This is a genomic window from Proteus sp. CD3, from assembly GCF_008808075.1.
GTDB classification, from domain to species: Bacteria; Pseudomonadota; Gammaproteobacteria; order Enterobacterales; family Enterobacteriaceae; genus Proteus; species Proteus appendicitidis.
Map to the genome: position 1 here is coordinate 2926487 of NZ_CP019686.1, position 20736 is coordinate 2947222.

17 protein-coding genes are annotated in these 20736 nt (G+C 40.4%); 2 read left to right on the forward strand and 15 right to left on the reverse strand.

The genetic code is table 11. From position 1 onward, the window contains the following. The first annotated feature begins 467 nt into the window (after window positions 1-467). Window positions 468-2183 (forward strand): proline--tRNA ligase, encoded by a 1716-nt coding sequence (proS, locus tag BTA34_RS13145; protein WP_151435961.1) that lies wholly within the window; start codon window positions 468-470, stop codon window positions 2181-2183. 90 nt (window positions 2184-2273) lie between these two features. Here proS and nlpE read toward each other — a convergent pair whose 3' ends face one another. Next, window positions 2274-2954, reverse strand: coding sequence for an envelope stress response activation lipoprotein NlpE (nlpE, locus tag BTA34_RS13150; RefSeq protein ID WP_151435962.1), 681 nt, complete (start codon window positions 2952-2954; stop codon window positions 2274-2276). A 262-nt stretch (window positions 2955-3216) separates the two neighbouring features. Here nlpE and rof point away from each other — a divergent pair, with 262 nt between their 5' ends. Continuing rightward, window positions 3217-3477, forward strand: coding sequence for a Rho-binding antiterminator (gene rof / locus BTA34_RS13155; RefSeq protein WP_151435963.1), 261 nt, complete (start codon window positions 3217-3219; stop codon window positions 3475-3477). 33 nt (window positions 3478-3510) lie between these two features. Here the strand turns inward: rof and tilS are convergent, their stop codons facing one another. The 14 genes from tilS to uppS form a co-directional block, all read right to left on the reverse strand. Continuing rightward, entirely contained in the window at window positions 3511-4842 is a 1332-nt protein-coding gene (gene tilS, locus BTA34_RS13160) for a tRNA lysidine(34) synthetase TilS (protein ID WP_151435964.1), read from the reverse strand. Between the two features lie 168 nt (window positions 4843-5010). Then, complete coding sequence (locus BTA34_RS13165; RefSeq protein ID WP_151435965.1) at window positions 5011-5754, reverse strand: SDR family NAD(P)-dependent oxidoreductase; 744 nt, start codon at window positions 5752-5754, stop codon at window positions 5011-5013. A 240-nt stretch (window positions 5755-5994) separates the two neighbouring features. Beyond that, the gene (accA, locus tag BTA34_RS13170; protein WP_151435966.1) at window positions 5995-6954 is read right to left on the reverse strand and encodes an acetyl-CoA carboxylase carboxyl transferase subunit alpha; all 960 of its coding nucleotides are present in this window, start codon (window positions 6952-6954) and stop codon (window positions 5995-5997) included. A 12-nt stretch (window positions 6955-6966) separates the two neighbouring features. Beyond that, on the reverse strand, window positions 6967-10449 hold the full coding sequence (gene dnaE, locus BTA34_RS13175) for a DNA polymerase III subunit alpha (RefSeq protein ID WP_100158749.1): 3483 nt from the start codon (window positions 10447-10449) through the stop codon (window positions 6967-6969). 21 nt (window positions 10450-10470) lie between these two features. Next, the gene (gene rnhB / locus BTA34_RS13180; protein ID WP_151435967.1) at window positions 10471-11061 is read right to left on the reverse strand and encodes a ribonuclease HII; all 591 of its coding nucleotides are present in this window, start codon (window positions 11059-11061) and stop codon (window positions 10471-10473) included. Further along, window positions 11061-12233: a lipid-A-disaccharide synthase gene (gene lpxB / locus BTA34_RS13185; RefSeq protein ID WP_151435968.1), complete on the reverse strand. Its 1173-nt coding sequence runs from the start codon at window positions 12231-12233 to the stop codon at window positions 11061-11063. Before lpxB ends, rnhB begins: the two co-directional genes overlap by 1 nt. Before the next feature lie 7 nt (window positions 12234-12240). Beyond that, the gene (gene lpxA / locus BTA34_RS13190) at window positions 12241-13044 is read right to left on the reverse strand and encodes an acyl-ACP--UDP-N-acetylglucosamine O-acyltransferase (RefSeq protein ID WP_151435969.1); all 804 of its coding nucleotides are present in this window, start codon (window positions 13042-13044) and stop codon (window positions 12241-12243) included. A 3-nt stretch (window positions 13045-13047) separates the two neighbouring features. Next, the gene (gene fabZ / locus BTA34_RS13195) at window positions 13048-13500 is read right to left on the reverse strand and encodes a 3-hydroxyacyl-ACP dehydratase FabZ (RefSeq protein WP_006535887.1); all 453 of its coding nucleotides are present in this window, start codon (window positions 13498-13500) and stop codon (window positions 13048-13050) included. Window positions 13501-13622: 122 nt separating this feature from the next. Further along, a complete protein-coding gene (lpxD, locus tag BTA34_RS13200) occupies window positions 13623-14651 on the reverse strand; it encodes a UDP-3-O-(3-hydroxymyristoyl)glucosamine N-acyltransferase (RefSeq protein ID WP_109420095.1) in 1029 nt (342 codons plus the stop codon). A gap of 3 nt (window positions 14652-14654) precedes the next feature. Continuing rightward, window positions 14655-15152, reverse strand: a complete 498-nt coding sequence (locus BTA34_RS13205; protein WP_151435970.1) for an OmpH family outer membrane protein — start codon at window positions 15150-15152, stop codon at window positions 14655-14657. A gap of 92 nt (window positions 15153-15244) precedes the next feature. Continuing rightward, entirely contained in the window at window positions 15245-17647 is a 2403-nt protein-coding gene (gene bamA / locus BTA34_RS13210) for an outer membrane protein assembly factor BamA (RefSeq protein WP_151435971.1), read from the reverse strand. A gap of 39 nt (window positions 17648-17686) precedes the next feature. After that, window positions 17687-19039, reverse strand: coding sequence for a sigma E protease regulator RseP (gene rseP / locus BTA34_RS13215; RefSeq protein ID WP_151435972.1), 1353 nt, complete (start codon window positions 19037-19039; stop codon window positions 17687-17689). Between the two features lie 9 nt (window positions 19040-19048). Next, complete coding sequence (gene cdsA / locus BTA34_RS13220) at window positions 19049-19912, reverse strand: phosphatidate cytidylyltransferase (RefSeq protein ID WP_151435973.1); 864 nt, start codon at window positions 19910-19912, stop codon at window positions 19049-19051. A 1-nt stretch (window position 19913) separates the two neighbouring features. Next, window positions 19914-20615 carry a polyprenyl diphosphate synthase gene (gene uppS, locus BTA34_RS13225; protein WP_265576340.1) on the reverse strand — a complete coding sequence of 234 codons (702 nt, stop codon included), beginning with the start codon at window positions 20613-20615 and terminating at the stop codon, window positions 19914-19916. Window positions 20616-20736 lie beyond the last annotated feature (121 nt).

A 20736-nucleotide genomic window follows, 5' to 3' on the forward strand; every position in this document is an offset into this window, starting at 1 on the left:
TTCATTGATATTGCTATCATGAATAATCTAATCTGAGAGTCATTCTCATGTCTTTAGACAAATCAGATTGAAAAAAATGCTTTGCCCCTTTTGGCAGACCTAAGTCACTGGTAGACTAGAGCGTGTTGACCTTTGATGGTCGATTTTTATTCGAATTAAAAGCATTTTAGGCAAGGAGAGAGGCTCGCCGCCTAGTGAACTAGGCTAGCGCCTCTCAACGCAGAATAAAATGAGTGAAATGTCTTTTAATCGAACCCGTAAGGCTGTTTTTATTTTTAAGTGGTCATTGTTAATATCAATCAATGCCCAAACCCAAAATAGTTGAATATGTTGCTTGTTTTATAAATTTCTTTTGCTGTAAAAATAAGCAGCAAAGATCAACACGCTCTAGAGTCTTTCTCTAATTATATTGATGTAGACTGGCGTGACAGTCAGCCTAAGTATTTTTGTTCTAATGGAACCTAATAATGCGTACTAGCCACTATTTGCTCTCTACTTTAAAAGAGACACCTGCTGATGCAGAAATTGTCAGCCATCAACTTATGCTTCGCGCAGGCATGATCCGTAAACTCGCTTCTGGTCTTTATGATTGGATGCCGACAGGGGTTCGTGTTCTAAGAAAAATTGAAAAAATTGTTCGTGAAGAGATGGACAATGCGGGATCACTTGAGATTTCAATGCCCGTTGTTCAACCCGCTGACTTATGGCTAGAAAGTGGTCGTTGGGAACAGTATGGCCCTGAATTACTGCGTTTTTCAGACAGAGGCGAGCGCCCATTTGTTTTAGGCCCCACTCATGAAGAAGTTGTTACTGATATTGTTCGTAATGAAATTACCTCTTACAAACAACTTCCACTGAACTTATATCAAATTCAAACTAAATTCCGCGACGAAGTACGCCCTCGTTTTGGTGTTATGCGTTCTCGTGAATTTATCATGAAAGATGCTTACTCTTTCCATATCTCTCAAGAGTCTTTACAAGAGACTTACGACAGAATGTACGAAGCTTACAGCAAAATTTTCTCACGTATTGGTTTAGATTTCCGTCCAGTCCTTGCAGATACAGGCTCTATCGGTGGTAATGCTTCTCATGAGTTCCAAGTTTTAGCAGACAGCGGTGAAGATGATATCGTTTTCTCTACTGGCTCTGACTATGCAGCCAATATCGAATTAGCAGAAGCAGTAATGCCTGCAACTCCACGAGCTACTGCAACAGAAGAATTACGTTTAGTAGATACTCCAAACGCTAAAACGATCGCTGAATTAGTTGAACAATTCAATCTACCAATTGAAAAAACAGTTAAGACACTGATTGTTCATGGTACAAAAGAAAGCGGCCATCCATTAGTTGCATTACTAGTCCGTGGCGATCACGAACTGAATGAAGTTAAAGCAGAAAAATGCGCTATCGTTGCAGCACCTTTAACTTTCGCAACCGAAGCTGAAATTCGCCAAGCTGTCAATGCTGGTCCTGGTTCATTAGGCCCTGTTAATCTGCCACTGCCAGTTATTATGGATCGTTCTGTCTCTGTAATGAGTGATTTCGGTGCAGGCGCAAACGTTGATGGTAAACACTATTTTGGTATCAATTGGGAGCGTGACCTACCGGTTGCTGAAATTGCTGACATCCGTAATGTTGTTGAAGGCGATCCAAGCCCAGACGGTAAAGGAACGTTGTTAATCAAGCGTGGTATTGAAGTTGGTCATATCTTCCAACTTGGCACAAAATATTCAGAAGCATTAAAAGCAACCGTACAAAACGAAGAAGGTCATAACCAAATCGTTACTATGGGTTGTTATGGTATCGGTGTAACGCGTATTGTTGCTGCCGCTATTGAACAAAACCATGATGCTCGCGGTATTATTTGGCCAGATGCGATTGCACCTTTCCAAGTTGCTATTTTACCAATGAATATGCATCGTTCTTATCGTGTTAAAGAAGTCGCTGACAAACTTTATGACGAATTACGCGCTCACGGTATTGATGTGCTGTTTGATGATCGTAAAGAACGTCCGGGTGTGATGTTTGCTGATATGGAACTTATCGGTATTCCACACACGATCGTGATTGGTGATCGTAACTTAGACAACAACCAAATCGAATATAAAGCGCGTCGTAGTGATGATAAATCACTGATTAATGTTGACGATGTTGTTGCCTTTATCAAAGAGCAACTCGCTTAATCATTAGGCCTCTTGATGTTAAGAGGCTTCATTGAGCAACAAAAAACCCGCAAAAGCGGGTTTTTTTATTAGTAATAGGATAACTAAAACTTAGCTTCTGCCACCACGATGATTTGCACAAGAGCCATGGCGATTAAAGCGCGGTTTATCATCTGTAACCACTAATGCTTGGTCATATTGACCATCTTCCATTGAAGGACGAATACTGTAATAGCCATTAACTTCGAGGTAAACAGGTGTTCCACCATCAACTCCGGTTAAAAAATAGCCTTTTTCCAATTCAATACCACTGGCTGCGTAAACACGCCCTGATTGGCAATCTTTAAACGTACCAGCATCAGCAAAATAGGTAAATTCACCAGCAAGTTGCTTAGGCTGAACCTTAGCTAAAGTATAATTTAGTTCTGAATTAATAACGTTGCCATCAATATCAAGCATAACTAATTTATCTTCGTGAGGTAAATAATAGCTCTTCTCACCATAGCTATTAGTCAACGTCAGCTTATCTTTACCTAATACCCAAGTTCCTGATTCAAAGAAACTACGTTTATCATCAGGTGAACCTTGATAGCTTTGCTCCATAACATAAGAGCCATCTTGATTAACAAGAATTGTCGTGTCGATACCAGAGCAATCGGCACAAGGCAGAATACTGTTGTAAGTTTGGTCTACAATTTTTCCATCAAGTGATAAGCCAATATTATTTTGGCAACCTGACAATACAAATAACCCAGCAGCAACGGCTGCAAATAAAAATTTTTTCCCCATCATCGACTCCCTACATTCTGGGTACTTTTTAATAAATCATTCTCTATTTGATTCTAACATTTTTTAAAATAAAAGGGGGCAATAAAACAAGCTTTAAGATAAATGCACCCATAATTGTTAATTATTTCTTAAATCACTTCGAATAAAGAACTATTTCAGAAAATTATTACAATAACTATTGTGCTCACATCGAATAACAGCATAATGATTTTATTCTGAATTATTCACTGGCGGCAACACCGCCACGAAAGAGTGGTGAGGGAATATGTCAACAAATACAGAATATCAACCAATTAACTGTGATGATTATGAGTATCTGGAGTTAGCATGCCAGCGTGGTTTAACGCTCCATATAGAACTCCATGATGGTGAGCTTATTGAAGGTGTCGCGGATGATCTTTTCTTAAGCAAAAAAGTTGAATACCTAAAAGTCAAAACGTCTGAAGGCTCTAAAGATTTACGACTGGATGTTATTGCCAGTTTTTCTCATCCCGAACTTGGGACAATCATTATAAAATCGGAATAACCGAATAAAGAACAACCGCCAACCGGCGGTTGTTCATTCATGAGCCTTTCGCCACTCAATAGTAATAGCGTGTTCTGATGTTGCTTTTCCCTCAAAAGTAACAAATGTATCAATAGCTGCAATCAACGTATCATTATAATAAATCAAAGGAATCCGAGTTCTACGCCAAGGTGCAACGTCAAGCTCTTGCCAAATCTTTTTACTATGTCGAGCGCGCTCTCGCCCTACAATACGCAAAGATGCTTGTGTTAAACCAAAACGTACTGTGACTTTTTCATCACGCGAAGGCTTTCTGACAGTGTTTTTGCCTGTTTCGGAGACAAGTGATAGAACGCCTAATCCATTAGGTAAACATAAAGGCTCCTTGAGCGACCACTCAATAGCATGATCAACAGGCTCTTTAATGATTGGAACTAGATAAAGGCGCTGTTTATAACGTCTGACTTCATCTTGATAAAATTGTAATCGAGGCTCTGCATCTTCTTTTGCTAAAACAACTTCTTGCCATAATCGTAAAATTTGCTGCCTTGATGGCATGGTTTTATTGTGTTTAGCAAACCAGCGCCTCAGTAAAGCATTGCGCTTTATAACACTACAATGGGTAAGTTGATTAATATCTAAGCTGCGCTCACTGTCCATTAAGGCATTAAGTTCAGAATCTAATAGTTCATCTAATAGTGCTTCTTGTTCACCACACAATGCAGCACTTCGAGTTACTGCTTGTGAAAAGTGAGGCCAACGTTGAGCGAGCAAGGGCATAACACGTAATCGTAAAAAATTGCGATCATAACGATCATCTTGATTACTATCGTCTTCTATCCAGTCAAGCCCTTGCTCAGTAGCATAAAATTCAATTTGCTCACGAGTAATATTGAGCAATGGGCGCAGTAAATAACTCTTCTCAAACACCATTTTTGCAGGCATTGAAGAAAGCCCCGCAGGACCACTGCCTCGCTTTAGAGCCAGTAAAAAAGTTTCAGCTTGATCATCTTGGTGTTGAGCCGTCACTAACACTTGTTGTGGCTGTAAATATCGGCGAAAAGCTTGATAACGTGCCTCTCTTGCACCATTTTCAAGTCCCCCCGCTTTAGGATCTACGTTCACTTTTTCACTGATAAAATCGACATGCCATTGCTGACAGCATTGTTCACAGTGGGCAAGCCAATCATCTGCTTTGATATTTAATCCATGGTGAATATAGATAGCCGTTAATTCTAAAGGTAATTGGTATTCATCACGTAAACGTACAAGCCCTTGTAATAAAACAGTGGAATCTACACCGCCACTAAAACCCACCAAAATTTTAGTGTAAGGATCAATTTGTTGTTTGATTTCTTTAAGGAGTAAGTCGTATTCCTGTTTCATTGTATCGTCATTTATCAGTGAATTCAGATGATTATGTTAAGCCTTTCTACCCGATTTTGCACGAATACAACGCGATCCTGAAAAATGAATGCAAGATTTAAGACGTTGTATCACTAATGAAGGAAAATAAGGCAGAATAAACATCATTCTGCCTTAAATAAACACGATTTATGCAGTAAAACCACCATCGACCAAATAAGAGGCTCCAGTGACAAACGAAGCGGCATCACTAGCCAAAAATACCACAACATTAGCCACTTCTTCTGGTGTACCAAGACGACCAATCGGGTGCAATGCCGTCAATTTTTGCTTATCTAGTTCACGTCCATCTAATAAAGGGGTATCAATATACCCGGGACAAACCGCATTAACACGAATACCTTTGCTTGCATAATCAATAGCAAGTGTTTGTGTCAGTAATTTAATTCCCCCTTTTGATGCACAATAAGCGGGAAACGCGTGTTGACCAACAAAGGAACAAATCGAGCTACAATTAACAATTGCGCCTGATAGTTCATTTTTCAGCCAATATTGAATTGCTGCACGGTTAATCAGAAAAAGCCCATTAAGATTAACGTCTAATACCCCTTTCCATTTTTCATATTCTAATTTATCTGCGATGTTATCAGTTAAAACACCCGCATTAGCAAAGATGAAATCCAGCCGCCCATATTTATTTACCACATAATCAATGAGTTGTTCGTTCTCTTTTTCACTTTTCACATCCATTTGAATAAATTCACCCGAAAGCCCTTTTTCTTTTAGGTATTTTTCTGCTTTTTGCCCTCGCGTTAAATTACTGCCAGTGATAACAACTGATGCACCTAAGGATAAAAACTTTTCCGCAGAAGCTAATCCAATCCCGCTATTACCACCTGTAATTATCCCAACTTTATCTTTAAACGATATCATCGCTTTTTCCTCACAAAAGAAGTAAATGACTCTATAAAATAATAGATAGGGTTGATTATTCTTTTAGTAAAAAAGCGAATTAATATTGTTTTTGAGATCAACTTAACGTATTGATATTTAATATATTATAGTTAATATAACCTCATTTTATTGTCTCAATAATGATAGTTTTTAGAGACAAAAAAAACCTCATGTTATCAACATGAGGTTTTCTTTTATTTTTTGAATCAAATGACGCTATCAGCAGTAACCGTATTCCATTAAACGTTGGTAGCGACGATTTGTTAGTTCTTCTGATTCAAATGCATCTAACTCGTCTAAATCAGCTTTAATTTGTGCTTTTAAAGATGCTGCAATTTCATCATAGTGACGATGCGCGCCACCTAAAGGCTCAGGAATAACCGTATCAATCAGCTTAAGCTCTTTTAAACGGTTTGCTGTGATACCCATCGCTTCTGCAGCTAATGGTGCTTTATCAGCGCTTTTCCAAAGAATAGATGCACAACCTTCTGGTGAAATAACAGAATAGGTGCTGTATTGCAGCATATTTACTTTATCACCAACACCAATCGCTAGAGCGCCACCAGAACCACCTTCGCCAATAACAGTACAGATGATTGGCACACCAAAGCGTGACATTTCACGTAAGTTACGTGCAATCGCTTCTGATTGACCGCGCTCTTCAGCACCAACACCAGGATAAGCACCTGGAGTATCAATAAAAGTGATAATAGGAAGATTAAAACGTTGCGCCATATCCATTAAACGAAGCGCTTTGCGATAACCTTCTGGCGCTGGCATACCAAAGTTACGGCGGATTTTCTCTTTCGTTTCACGCCCTTTTTGGTGCCCAATAACCATCACTGGACGACCATCTAAACGAGCAATACCACCAACAATGGCTTTATCATCAGCATAAGCACGGTCGCCTGCTAATTCTTGGAAATCAGTAAAGATACGATGAATATAATCCAGTGTGTAAGGTCTTAATGGATGACGTGCAAGTTGTGCTACTTGCCATGCACCAAGATCAGAAAAAATCTTACGCGTTAGCTCTAGGCTTTTTTCTCTTAAGCGTGAAACTTCTTCATCGATATTAATATCAATTTTTTCATCATGTTGGCTAACTGCGGTTAGCGAATCAATTTTCGCTTCTAACTCGGCAATTGGCTGTTCAAAATCCAGAAAATTAAGACTCATAACATTCCTATTTTAGTCAAATTCTAATTCTACCTGCTCATTACCCAGCAGAGTTCGCAGATCCGTTAAAAGCATATCTGTTGGCGTTACACGCCAAGTCGCACCAAATCGTAAACGTGCGCAGGCATCATGCTTTTCAAAATAAAGATGAACCGGTATCGTGCCTGAACGATGAGGTTCTAAAACGCCGCGAAGACGATTTAATAATTGCTCATTAATTTGCCTGTCTGATAATGAGATAGCAAGTCCTCGTGCATATTTTTCACGGGCTTCGTTGATATCCATAAGTTCGCGGACTGTCATTTTAAGCCCACCATTGAAATCATCAAAGCTGACCTGCCCAGTAGCAATTAAAATCTTGTCTTGTTCTAATAAATGTTGGTATTTATCCAATGCATCAGAAAATAACATAATTTCTAAGCGACCTGAACGATCATCTAAGGTACAAACGCCGATCCGATTTCCACGTTTCGTTGTAAATACTTTAGAAGCAAGTACTAAGCCTGCAACCTTCACCATTTGACCACGAGGTGTTGGCACTAAATCTTTTAGACGCGTTCCTGCCGCATATCGTTCAATTTCTTTTAAATAACGTGTGATCGGATGACCAGTTAAATATAAACCTAGCGTCTCTCGCTCACCTTCTAAAACAACTTGGTCTGGCCATTTAGGTATATTGGCATAAGAACGCTCAACTTGCTCAGGTGCTTCAGCTAACACACCAAACATGTCCGATTGCCCTATTGCTTCAGCCTTAGCATGTTGGTCTGCGGCTTTTAACGCATCTTCTAATGAAGACATTAAAGCAGCACGATGAGGCCCTAGCTTATCGAATGCGCCTGACATTATCAGTTTTTCCATCACTCGGCGATTCAATTTTTTCGTTTCTGTTCTAGCACAGAGATCAAAAATATCTTTAAAATGACCGCCTTGCTGACGCGCCTCTACAATCGCTTCAATTGGCCCTTCACCCACACCTTTAATGGCACCAATACCATAAACGATTTCACCTTCATCATTTACGTGGAAATGATAAAGACCGCTATTAATATCAGGAGGAAGAACCTTTAAACCCATTCTCCAACATTCATCAACCAATCCCACCACTTTTTCGGTGTTATCCATATCTGCCGTCATTACAGCAGCCATAAATTCAGCTGGATAGTGGGCTTTCAACCATAATGTTTGATAAGAAACTAATGCATAAGCTGCTGAGTGTGATTTGTTAAATCCATAACCGGCGAATTTCTCCACCAAGTCAAAGATCCTCATAGCAAGCTCACCATCGACACCGTTTTTAATAGCACCTTCTTCAAAAACAGAGCGTTGCTTTGCCATTTCTTCAGGTTTTTTCTTACCCATTGCGCGTCGTAACATATCCGCGCCACCTAGCGTATATCCCGCAAGAACCTGTGCAATTTGCATAACTTGTTCTTGGTATAGGATAACACCATAGGTTGGTTCTAGAACTGGCTGTAAACTTTCATGCTGCCACTTAACATCAGGATATGAAATCTCTTCAACACCATGTTTACGGTCAATAAAGTTATCTACCATGCCTGACTGCAATGGCCCCGGACGAAATAGGGCAACAAGTGCAATCATATCTTCAAAACAGTCAGGACGTAGGCGTTTGATGAGATCTTTCATACCACGAGATTCCAACTGGAATACCGCGGTTGTTTCTGAACGCTGCAACATGTCAAAACTGCGCTGATCCGTTAATGGGATCGCCGAAATATCAACAGGTTCGAGTGATTTTTTAGCACGTCGGGCATTAATCATCTCTAATGCCCAGTTAATGATGGTTAGTGTTCTTAAACCTAAGAAGTCGAATTTAACAAGACCTGCGTATTCAACGTCGTTCTTATCAAATTGTGTAACGGGGTTATTCCCCTCTGCATCACAATAAAGTGGCGCAAAATCGGTGATTTTCGTTGGTGAAATAACGACACCACCCGCGTGTTTACCCGCATTACGTGTTACCCCTTCTAATTTACGAGCCATATCAATAAGAGATTTAACCTCTTCGTCGGCTTCATAAATTTCGGGTAATTGAGGCTCCGCTGCAAACGCTTTTTCTAGCGTCATACCCGGATCAGGAGGAACGAGTTTTGAAATTCTATCAACAAAACCGTAAGGGTGCCCTAAAACACGTCCAACATCGCGAATAACGGCTTTTGCCGCCATCGTACCAAATGTAATGATCTGAGATACTGCATCCCGTCCATACATTTCAGCAACGTGGTCGATAACTCTATCGCGTTTTTCCATACAGAAATCGACGTCAAAGTCAGGCATCGAAACACGTTCAGGATTAAGAAAACGTTCGAAAAGTAAGTCAAATTCAAGAGGATCAAGATCTGTGATTTTCAGCGAATAAGCTACTAGTGAACCCGCACCAGAACCTCGCCCCGGACCAACAGGAACACCGTTATCTTTAGACCACTGAATAAACTCCATCACGATAAGGAAGTAACCAGGGAATCCCATCTGGTTAATTACTTTCAGCTCGATATCAAGACGTTCATCATATTCAGGGCGTCTTTTTTGTCGTTCTTCAGGATCTGGAAATAAAAAGGCTAAACGTTCTTCTAAACCTTCTTGTGATTTTTTAACAAGGAAATCTTCTGTACTCATATCCCCTGTTGGGAATTGTGGAAGAAAATATTCCCCTAAACGGATCGTGACATTACAGCGTTTAGCGATTTCAACACTGTTTTCTAATGCTTCAGGTATATCAGCAAATAATTCACACATTTCTTCTTCTGTGCGCATATATTGCTGAGGGCTATAATTCTTAGGGCGTTTGGGATCAGATAACGTAAAACCATCATGAATGGCGACACGAATTTCATGTGCGTCAAAATCATCACTGTCGAGAAAACAGACATCATTGGTTGCAACGACAGGCAAACCTTTTTCAGAAGCCAGAGCGACTGCTTCATGAAGATAAGTTTCCTCATCAGCACGACCGGTACGAATAAGTTCTAGATAATAACTATCGGGAAAATGAGTTTGGTAATACTCAAGGCACTGATCAACTAAAGCGCGATTTCCACGAAGTAGAAACTTACCCACATCCCCCATTCTGCCGCCAGAAAGCAACAATAGCCCTTCTTTATAGGTTGTTAACCACTCTTGTTTAATTGTCGGGCCGACAGCACCATAACCGTGTTTATAAGCTTCTGAAATCAGTAAAGTGAGGTTTTGGTAGCCTACATTATTACGGGCAAGAATAGTCAGATGAGCATATTCGTCACCTAATAATTCAGTTTCAAGGTAAACATCAGCACCAATGATAGGTTTAATGCCAGCACCATGTGCAGCACCATAAAATTTCACTAACCCACATAAGTTAGTGAAATCAGTAATCGCAAAAGCAGGCATTCCCAGCGAAGCCACTTTCTTCACAAGAGGCCCTGTTTTTGCCAATCCATCGATCATTGAATAATCGCTGTGTACCCTAAGATGGATAAAACGAGGATCTGCCATAGTGTTTAATTACTCTGTGGATTACTTTAAATTTAAAGCACGTTTTACAGGCGCAAAACTTTTTCGATGATAGGGTGTTGCCCCTAATAAGGCTAGTTTTTCCATATGGAAAACAGTTGGATACCCTTTATGTTTAGCAAAACCATATTCAGGGTAAAGCTTATCTAACTCTTCCATTTCTCTATCACGAGTCACTTTAGCAAGAATCGAAGCTGCACTAATTTCTTGAACTAAACTATCACCTTTTATAACTGCTTGAGAGGACATCGGTAATTTAGGGCAACGATTACCATCAATTAAGACCATATCAGGTGTTATTGATAATTCCGCAACAGCACGTTCCATTGCTTTCATGGTTGCCCAAAGAATATTTAATTCATCAATTTCTTCAGGCTCCGCACGGCCTATCGCCCAACATAATGCTTTTTCTTTTATTTCGTCATAAAGCGCATTACGCTTTTTTTCTGTTAGCTTTTTGGAGTCTGCTAATCCTTCAATTGGATTTGCTGGGTCAAGAATAACGGCAGCGGTAACGACTGCGCCGACTAATGGACCTCGACCAACCTCATCAACTCCAGCAATAAACTTTGCTTTTGGATATACAAATTCCATTATTTCTCTGCCAATTCTAATACTGCATTTGCTGCTTGTTCATCCGCATTACAACGAATGTCACTATGTAGCTGTAAAAATATCTCTTTTAATTGACGTACTTTTTCTTCATCGGTTAAAAGAGGTAAAAGTTGTTGTGCTAATGCTGAGGGTTCACACTCTTCTTGCAATAGTTCTTTGATAATTTCTCGGCCAGCTAACAAGTTAGGTAACGAGACATAAGGCGTTTTAACTAACCTTTTTGCTAACCAGAAAGTAAATGGCTTCATGCGATAGCCAACAACCATCGGGCATTTCGTTAACATGCATTCTAATGCAGCCGTACCTGATGCTAACAATGTCGCATCGCTGGCTATCATTGCTTCTCTTGCTTGCCCATCAAGAAGTTGTATTTCAAGTTCTGGTGCCACATTTTGATATATCTGTTCAAATTGAGTTCGCCGCTTAGCATTAACTAATGGCACAACAATATGAAGAGCGGGGATCTGCTGTTTTAGTAACTGCGCTGTTTTTATAAAATCAGCACTTAGCATTTCAACTTCAGCATGACGACTACCGGGAAGAAGTGCTAAACAAGGGGTTTCTTCAGGTATTCCTAGATGTTCACGAGCAGCCTTTTTATCTGGATTTAAAGGTATGGCATCAGCCATTGTATGACCAATAAAACGACAAGGAACCTGATACTTATCATAAAACGCTTTTTCAAAAGGTAGAAAAGCTAAGACAAGATCTGTCGCTTTAGCAATTTTGAAAACACGTTTTTGACGCCAAGCCCACACAGATGGACTGACATAGTGAATAGTTTTGATCCCTTTTTGCTTTAAGCGACCTTCAAGAGTGATATTAAAATCAGGTGCGTCGATCCCCACGAAAACATCAGGTTTTAATTCTGAGAATCTTTGAGTGAGATCTTTTCTGATCTTTAATAAGCGAGGTAATCGTTCAAGAACTTCAACGATCCCCATGACGGCAAGCTCTTCCATCTCATACCAAGCTTCACAACCTTCAGCTTGCATAAGAGGCCCAGCAACGCCAACAAAGCGAACATTGGGATGCATTTGTTTTAGAGCGCGGATTAATCCCGCGCCCAAGATATCACCAGACGTTTCACCAGCAACTAAGCCGATAACTAACGGACTCTGAGTAGTAGATAATTGGCCTGACAAGGTCATATCCTAATTAGCGAATGATACCGCGGTTAGATTTTGCTGAGTTTTCCAGAAAATCACTGAACAGTTTGACATGCGGATTATTATTATCAGCAACCAATTGTTCAATCTCTTCACGCGCTTCTTCCAGTGTTTTACCATTACGGTAAAGTACTTTGTAAGCATTACGAATTGCATGAAGATCTTCTTTAGCAAAACCTCTGCGCTTTAATCCTTCAATATTCAGCCCATAAGGCGTCGCGTGGTTTCCTTGTGCAATAACAAAAGGAGGAACATCTTGTGCCACGCCTGAACATCCACCGACCATCACATGAGAGCCAATTTGGCAAAACTGATGAACAGCGCTCATGCCACCGATAATCACAAAATCACCTAAAGTGACGTGACCACCTAATGTGCCGTTATTTGCAATAATACAACGATCACCAATGATACAATCATGTGCGACGTGGGTATTAATCATCAGTAGATTATCGTTACCAATTTTTGTGATATTGCCGCCTTGGGTGGTTCCACGGTGGATAGTCACACTTTCACGAATAAGGTTTCGATCACCAATAATGACTTGCGTTGGTTCACCACGATATTTCAGATCCTGATTAACTTCACCGATAGAAGTAAATTGATAAATCTGATTATCTCGGCCAATGCGAGTATGCCCATTGATAACAACGTGAGATTTAATATCAGTACCTTCACCAATCTCAACATTAGCACCAATGACGCAAAAAGGGCCAATGCGAACATTAGCACCAATTACCGCACCCTCTTCAATAATTGAGGAAGGGTGAATTACTGCGGATTTATCTATCATAGGCTAGACCTCACGGCGGCGAGCGCACATCATTTCAGCTTCGCAAGCAATTTCCCCATCAACTTTAGCGACGCCTTTAAAGCGAGCAACACCACGACGTTCTTTAATGAATTCTACCTCTAGGATCATTTGATCCCCAGGTAAGACAGGACGTTTAAAGCGAGCACCGTCAATAGCAGCAAAATAGTAGAGTTCACCAGGTTCCAGCTTTCCTACGCTTTTGAATGCTAAAATACCCGTTGCCTGTGCCATGGCTTCGAGGATCAATACACCCGGGAAAATTGGTTTTCCTGGAAAGTGACCTTGAAAGAAAGGCTCATTAAAAGATACATTTTTTACTGCTCTTAGAAATTTCTTTTCTTCAAAATCAAGGACACGATCAACCAATAAGAATGGGTAACGGTGTGGAAGTAAATCTAAAATTTCTTCGATTTGCAGAGTATGATTCTCACTCATTGCAATACTCTTCCTGTCTAATAAAACTGAGTCTAATTAATAATGACACGACCTGCTGTGACTCAAAAGTGAGTTAACCCGCAGGTCGCAAAATGGGTAACATTCGTCAATGACGTATATTGTTACTTGTCGCTACTTTCTACTTGACGTTCAAGCGACTTGAGCCTTTTTTGCATTTCATCAATTCGCAACACAAGTGCTGCGGTTTTACGCCATGCTTTATTCGATTGCAGTGGAATTCCTGAAGAATAAACACCCGGCTCAGTGATAGGACGCATTACCATGCCCATACCTGTTACCGTGACTTTATCACAGATTTCCATGTGACCATTGATAACACTTGCTCCACCAATCATACAATAGCGACCTATTTTCAGGCTGCCCGCCATGATGACACCACCCGCAACAGCGGTATTATCACCAATAATGACGTTATGTGCGATTTGGCACTGGTTATCAATGATAACACCATTACCGATAACTGTGTTATCTAATGCGCCTCGGTCAATTGTAGTACATGCACCGATTTCAACGCGATCACCAATCACCACTGAACCTAATTGTGGAATTTTGATCCAATTACCACGTTCATTAGCATAACCAAAACCATCTGAACCAATCACAGTACCTGATTGAACCAAACAATCTTTACCAATGATAACTTCATGATAAACAGATACATTTGCCCATAAACGGCTATTATCACCAATATGTGCTTTTTTACCCACAAAACAACCGGCACCAATCACAACATTATCACCAAGAATAACATCAGATTCGATAACGGCATTTGCACCCACTGATACATTTTTTCCTAATTTAGCATCAGGAGAAATAACAGCACTTGGGTGAATATCCTGTGCTGGCTGCGGTGTTGTATCCATAATCTGCGCCATTTGAGCATAGGCAAGATACGGGTTTTTCACCACAAGTGCGGCAACGGGACAAAACGGAAGATCAGCTTCTGTTAATACAACGGCAGCAGCCTGACATTCACTTAATTTTTCACGATAGCGACTATCAGAAAGAAATGTAATTTGTTCGCTATTTGCTAGGCTCATTGAAGCAAGACCGGCGATAGTGATATCACCATCGCCGTGTAACTGTGCATTCAACTGCTGAGCAAGATCAGCTAATCGAATTGAAAACATCTATTATTTAACCTGTTTTTGAACCTGAGCAGTAATATCTTTACCATCTGCGAAATAAGGTACAGTGTTAGCATCAAGGATCACATCATAGCCTTCTTTCTTCGCTACTGCATCAACAGCGTCTAATACACGTTTCATGATTTTATTGCGTTCTTCAGCTTGACGACGGCTAAAGTCTTGCTCAAAAGCTTGTGCTTTTTGTGCATATGCCTCACGTTTAGCAACCAGATCTTTCTCTGTATTTGCACGTTGTGTTGCATTCATCGTTGGTGCGTCTTTTTGATATTTCTCAACAGCTGTCTGTAATGATTTACCTAAATTCTGCAATTCAGTGTCACGTGATTTGAATTCATTTTCCAATTGTTTCTCTACCGCATCACGGTTAGGAATTTGTTGGAGAACTTGACCGATGTTCACAACACCTACTTTATCTGCGGCTTGAACACCTGCTGACATGGTCAATGCCATTCCTAGGGCAGCGGCACATAACAATTTTTTCACGATTAAACTCCTTAAAACCAAAAATAATTTTTTGTCAGAAATCGGATGCCTTTTTCAGCATTGTGAATCAGGCATCAACTTTACTTACATCGCTACCACGTTCTACCAATATTAAACTGGAATTGCTCTGATTTATCGCCTTCGTAATCTTTTATTGGCTTAGCATAAGAGAATACTAACGGACCTAAAGGAGATAACCATTGTAACGCAACACCGGTTGAAACACGTATATCACTTGCACGGCTATAATCAGGCATACCTGCTGTCCAAGCTGAGTTAGTGCTACTCCACTTAGTATCCCACACCGTACCTGCATCAACAAACAGAGACGTTCTGACTGAAGATGAGTATTTATCATCTACAAATGGCGTTGGAGTGATCAGCTCAAAACTTGCCACCGCCATTGCGTTACCACCGATAGCATCGCTAGATGGCTCACCCGGTTTTGGTGATACTACACCGTCTTTTTTCTGCAAATAAATCGCTTTAGGGCCGATATTATTTGAACGGAAACCACGAACTGTACCAGAACCACCTGCATAGAAGTTTTCATAGAATGGTAATTCTTTACCACCTAAACCATCGCCGTAGCCTAAACGCCCTTTAAGTAAGGTTACCCAAGACTCTTTCTCATTAATTGGGTAATAGTACATACCGTCCCAAGTGACTTTATAGTACTTGTTGTCAGAGCCAGGTATAGTCACACGTCCACTTAAGTTACTTCTCGCACCTGAGGTTGGGAAGAAACCTTTGTTTAAGTTATTAAATGTCCAGCCCAGACTGACCGTATAGTCATCAGCGTTAAACGATTCACGTTTATCAAAGCCAGGATTTTCACCCATACTTTCTAGGTAGCGCCACATAGCAACCTGCGGTTCCATACGTGACAGACCATTATGAGTATAGCCTAAGCCAAGACGTGCCGAGTTATATTCATTAATTGGGAAGCCTAATGTACCATCTAGACCATAAGATTTATTGGTATAACCTGATAAATCAGCATCATTAGCGCGGAAGTCATTATAGAAAACTCGACCGCCTAAACTCACACCATTAACGGTAAAGTATGGGTCAGTCACAGATAATTCTGCATAAGTTGAGTAATCATTTTTACTCGCATTAATAGCAACTGCGTTACCTGTACCTAACCAGTTATCTTGAGTAACACCCACTTGGAAGCTCACACCACTTTCAGTACCGAAACCGACACCAAAGTTAAGGGAGCCTGTGTTACGCTCTTTTACGCGGTAAACGATATCAACCTGATCAGGAGAACCAGGAATACGCTGAGTTTCTGTTTCAACCGTTTCAAAATAACCTAAACGATTTAAACGCTCTTTACCTTGTTCAACTAAATCGCTACCTAACCATGCACCTTCCATTTGACGCATTTCACGACGTAAAACAGAGTCTTTAGTGATGTCATTACCAGCGAAACGGACTTGACGAACATAGAAGCGGTTTCCTGCATCTACGTTTACATGCAGTTTCACGGTTTTATTTTCATCATTAATTTCAGGGTTTGTCATAACGCGAGGATAAGCATATCCATAACGACCTAACAGATTTTTAATATCATTTTCTGTTTTAGTGACTTGCGCGCCATTATAAAGAGAGCCAGGTGCAATTTCGATAAGCTCTTCAATTTGTTTAGTGTAACCCGCTGTATTACCATTGACCTCAGTATTTTCTACTGTGTATTTATCACCTTCTTTCAGGTTAATGGTAATGTAAATTCCTTTTTTGTCTGGCGTTAAACTGACATTCGTCGATTCAATATCAAAACGTGCATAACCACGATCAAGATAGAAACTTCTTAATGTTTCTAAGTCACCAGCCAATTTTTGCTTCTGATATTTTTCATCAGCCGCTAAGTTCCACCAAGGAACATCATCACGTAATTGGAAGCGGTTAACTAGCTCAGCCGTAGAAAATGCTTTATTACCAACAATGTTGATTTGCTGAATAGTTGCTGAAACACCCTCTGCAAACACGAGTTTTAAGTCAACACGATTACGAGGAAGAGGTGTAACAACCACTTTTACAGTTGCATTATATTTACCAACACTATAATAGAAATCTTCAAGCCCTTTCTCGATATTCGCTAGCATTGTACGGTCAAGCGTTTCACCAATACGAATGTTAGAAGCATCAAGGTTCTGTTTTAGCATCTCTTCCTTGATTGCTTTGTTACCAGAGAAAGTAATGCTGGCAATAGTTGGACGCTCTTTTACTTGAACAATCAGAGTATTTCCGTCACGCAGGACACGAACATCATCAAAGTTTCCTGTCGCAAATAATGAACGGATAGTTCGGCTGATATCATCATTACCGACCGAGTCTCCAACCCGGACAGGCATGTTCAGTAATGCTGCACCAACGGCGACGCGTTGAAGACCTTCAAATTGAATGTCCTGAACTACGAATCCGTCTGAACCGTATGCAGTGGCGCTGCCCAGCAGCAGCGACGCTATAAGCAACTTTTTCATCGCCATCGTTGTTTTGTGTTTTCCTAACCGGTCCCTGCTTACCAATTATAAGCGAGAGAAATCATTGAAAAGTGCAAGTCCCATTAAAAGCATCAGTGCCATAATACCAATACGATAACAGAAATCTTGTACACGCTCAGATACCGGCCCTCCCTTTATCTTCTCGATAACCAGGAAAAGCAGGTGCCCGCCATCTAGGACAGGCAGGGGAAACAAGTTAATGATCCCCAAATTGACACTGATAAGCGCCATAAACATCAAATAATAAATAAAACCAGAATCAGCAGACATTCCTGCGCCTTTCGCGATAGAAACAGGTCCACTAAGGTTAGTTAATTTGACATCACCTACGACTAACTTGCCAATCATTTTGACAGTTAAACCCATCAACTGCCATGTTTTATCAGATGCTTCATAGAGCGCTGAAAATGGGTTGTATTGCTGCATTATCAAATATTGCTCATCAGGAGGTAATATTTGCAATTGCGCACCAACTTGCCCAACTTCAGTACCATCTTTCAGTGCAACAGCTGTCGGTGTAATATTTAACATCAACGAGGAGCCGTTACGTTCAACAAGAAGCTCCAAGACCTTATTTGGACTTTGTCGAACAAAATAAGTAAATGGATGCCATGTATCAATTGGCTGACCGTCAACTTTAACGATACGATCCCCTGCCTGTAAACCCGCTTTTTCAGCAGCGGAGCCTTCCGTAACTTCAATAATCTTTGAGTCTAATCGTGCGCCAACAGGCATTATCCCTAGAGACAAGATAGGATCTTGTTTTTCGGGGTCAAAACTCCATTGTTGTAAATTCAGTATATTCTCACTCTCAGAAAGAGAATTTGGATCTGAAACAACGAATGAAACCTCTTTGGCACCAATTTGACCAACCAACGCTAAACGAACTGCATTCTGATCAGGCGTTTCGATACCTGCAACGGATTTTAGTTCCATTCCGGGCGTTAATTTTGCTTGTTCTGCGATAGAATTCGGACGAATGTCTGCAATTATAGGTTTTAATGCAGGAACACCTATCATAAAAACTATCCAATAGGCGACTATCGCTAACAAAAAATTGGCAATAGGTCCTGCGGCAACAACCGCAGCACGTTGGCCAACTGTTTTATTATTAAATGCAAGATGACGGCGCTCAGGTGCAACCTCAGCAACTCTTTCATCTAACATTTTTACATAGCCACCCAAAGGTATCCATGCGATAACAAATTCAGTGCCATGTTTATCTATTTTGCGCCAAATTGCTTTTCCAAAACCAATAGAAAAACGCTCAACATAAATACCACAGCGCCTAGCTACCCAAAAATGCCCAAATTCATGTACCGTAATTAAAATACCTAAAACGATAATAAACGCGGCAAGATTCCACAGGATACCCATTACTTACCTTTATAGTTTAAAGCCAGAAGAAATCAGAAAGACCAATCCTGCAAAGACTGGGATAGCCGCAGTCAAACTATCAATTCTATCAAGCACACCGCCATGCCCCGGTATCAATTGGCTACTGTCTTTAATGCCTGAAACACGTTTAAACATGCTTTCTGCTAGGTCACCAAATACGGATACTATGACAACAACGCCAGATATTAATAACAAGTTGTTGGGTACTTCAGTCACAGGTGCAAAATAAGTAAATAACCACGATGCAATACCTGCCGTAATCAACCCACCAACTAACCCTTCAAGGGTTTTACCTGGGGATACTTTAGGTGCCATTTTATGTTTTCCTATTAAACGCCCGAAAGCATAAGCACCAGAGTCAGCAGCCCAAACTAATAACATGACATACAGTAACCACCATGCGCCTGTATAAGTGTCAGTGTTATAACCCAACATACGCAGCGCCATCATGCCACAATAAAAAGGAACAATCGTCAATATACCGAACAATAGCTTAATAAAAACTGAATTTTTCCACATATTGGCTGAATTAGGATAACTTACAACTAATAAAATTGCTGCTACCCACCAAATTAAACCCGCCCACAAACCATTTTTTATCATTGGAGTGTCTAGTAGGTGGTCAAAATTAGGTAAAGAAAACTGCATAATCACTAACAATGCAGCAAAACCGATCCCTGTCGCAATACGTTTACCTTGAGAATGCCAGCCAATAAATTGCGCCCATTCCCAACCCGCTAAGCCTGATATTGCGATAATGACCAATCCAAAACCTGCTGGAGGAAGTAGAAATAGTGCAGCAATAACAATAGGGATTAAAATTAATGCAGTGATGACACGATACTTAAGCAAGTTATCCTCCCAGATTTATAGTATCTGTTTCTGATGTAGTACCACCGAAACGTCTTTCCCGTTTAGCAAAAGCATCTAATGCATTCTGAAAAACTTGTTCATCAAAATCAGGCCATAAAACCTGTGTAAAATACAGCTCAGCATAAGCAATCTGCCAAATAAGAAAATTACTTATACGATGCTCGCCACCTGTACGAATAACAAGATCGACATCAGGCTGATCCTGCAAACAAAGATGTGAAGATATTGTATTTTCATTAATATCGTCGAGACTAATTTCCCCTTTTGCGAGGGATGTTGCTAATTGTTTTACGCTTTGAGTAATATCCCATCGACCGCCATAATTAGCCGCAATATTTAAATTAAGCCCTGTATTATTCGCAGTGAGTGCCACAGAACTTTTAATTCGATCTTGTAAACGGCGGCTAAAACGGCTGATATCACCAATGACAGTCAATTTAACATTATGTTTATGCAGGCTTTTCACTTCGTTATCTAAAGCAAAAACAAATAACTCCATGAGAGAACTGACTTCCTGCTCTGGTCTATTCCAATTTTCGCTACTAAATGCATATAACGTTAGTGATTCAATTTTGTGTTTTACGGAAAAGCTAACCGCATCCCGAACTGCTTTAATTCCCGCGCGATGCCCCGTTACTCGGAGTTTCCCTTGCTTTTTAGCCCAGCGTCCATTGCCATCCATAATGATAGCAACATGCTTTGGTTTTGATGCGGATGAATCGTCACTGGATAAGTTCACTCAATTTAACCCTTTGCTAATCTGATACTAATACAGACAGTCCTCTTCGGATAACCTATGCACA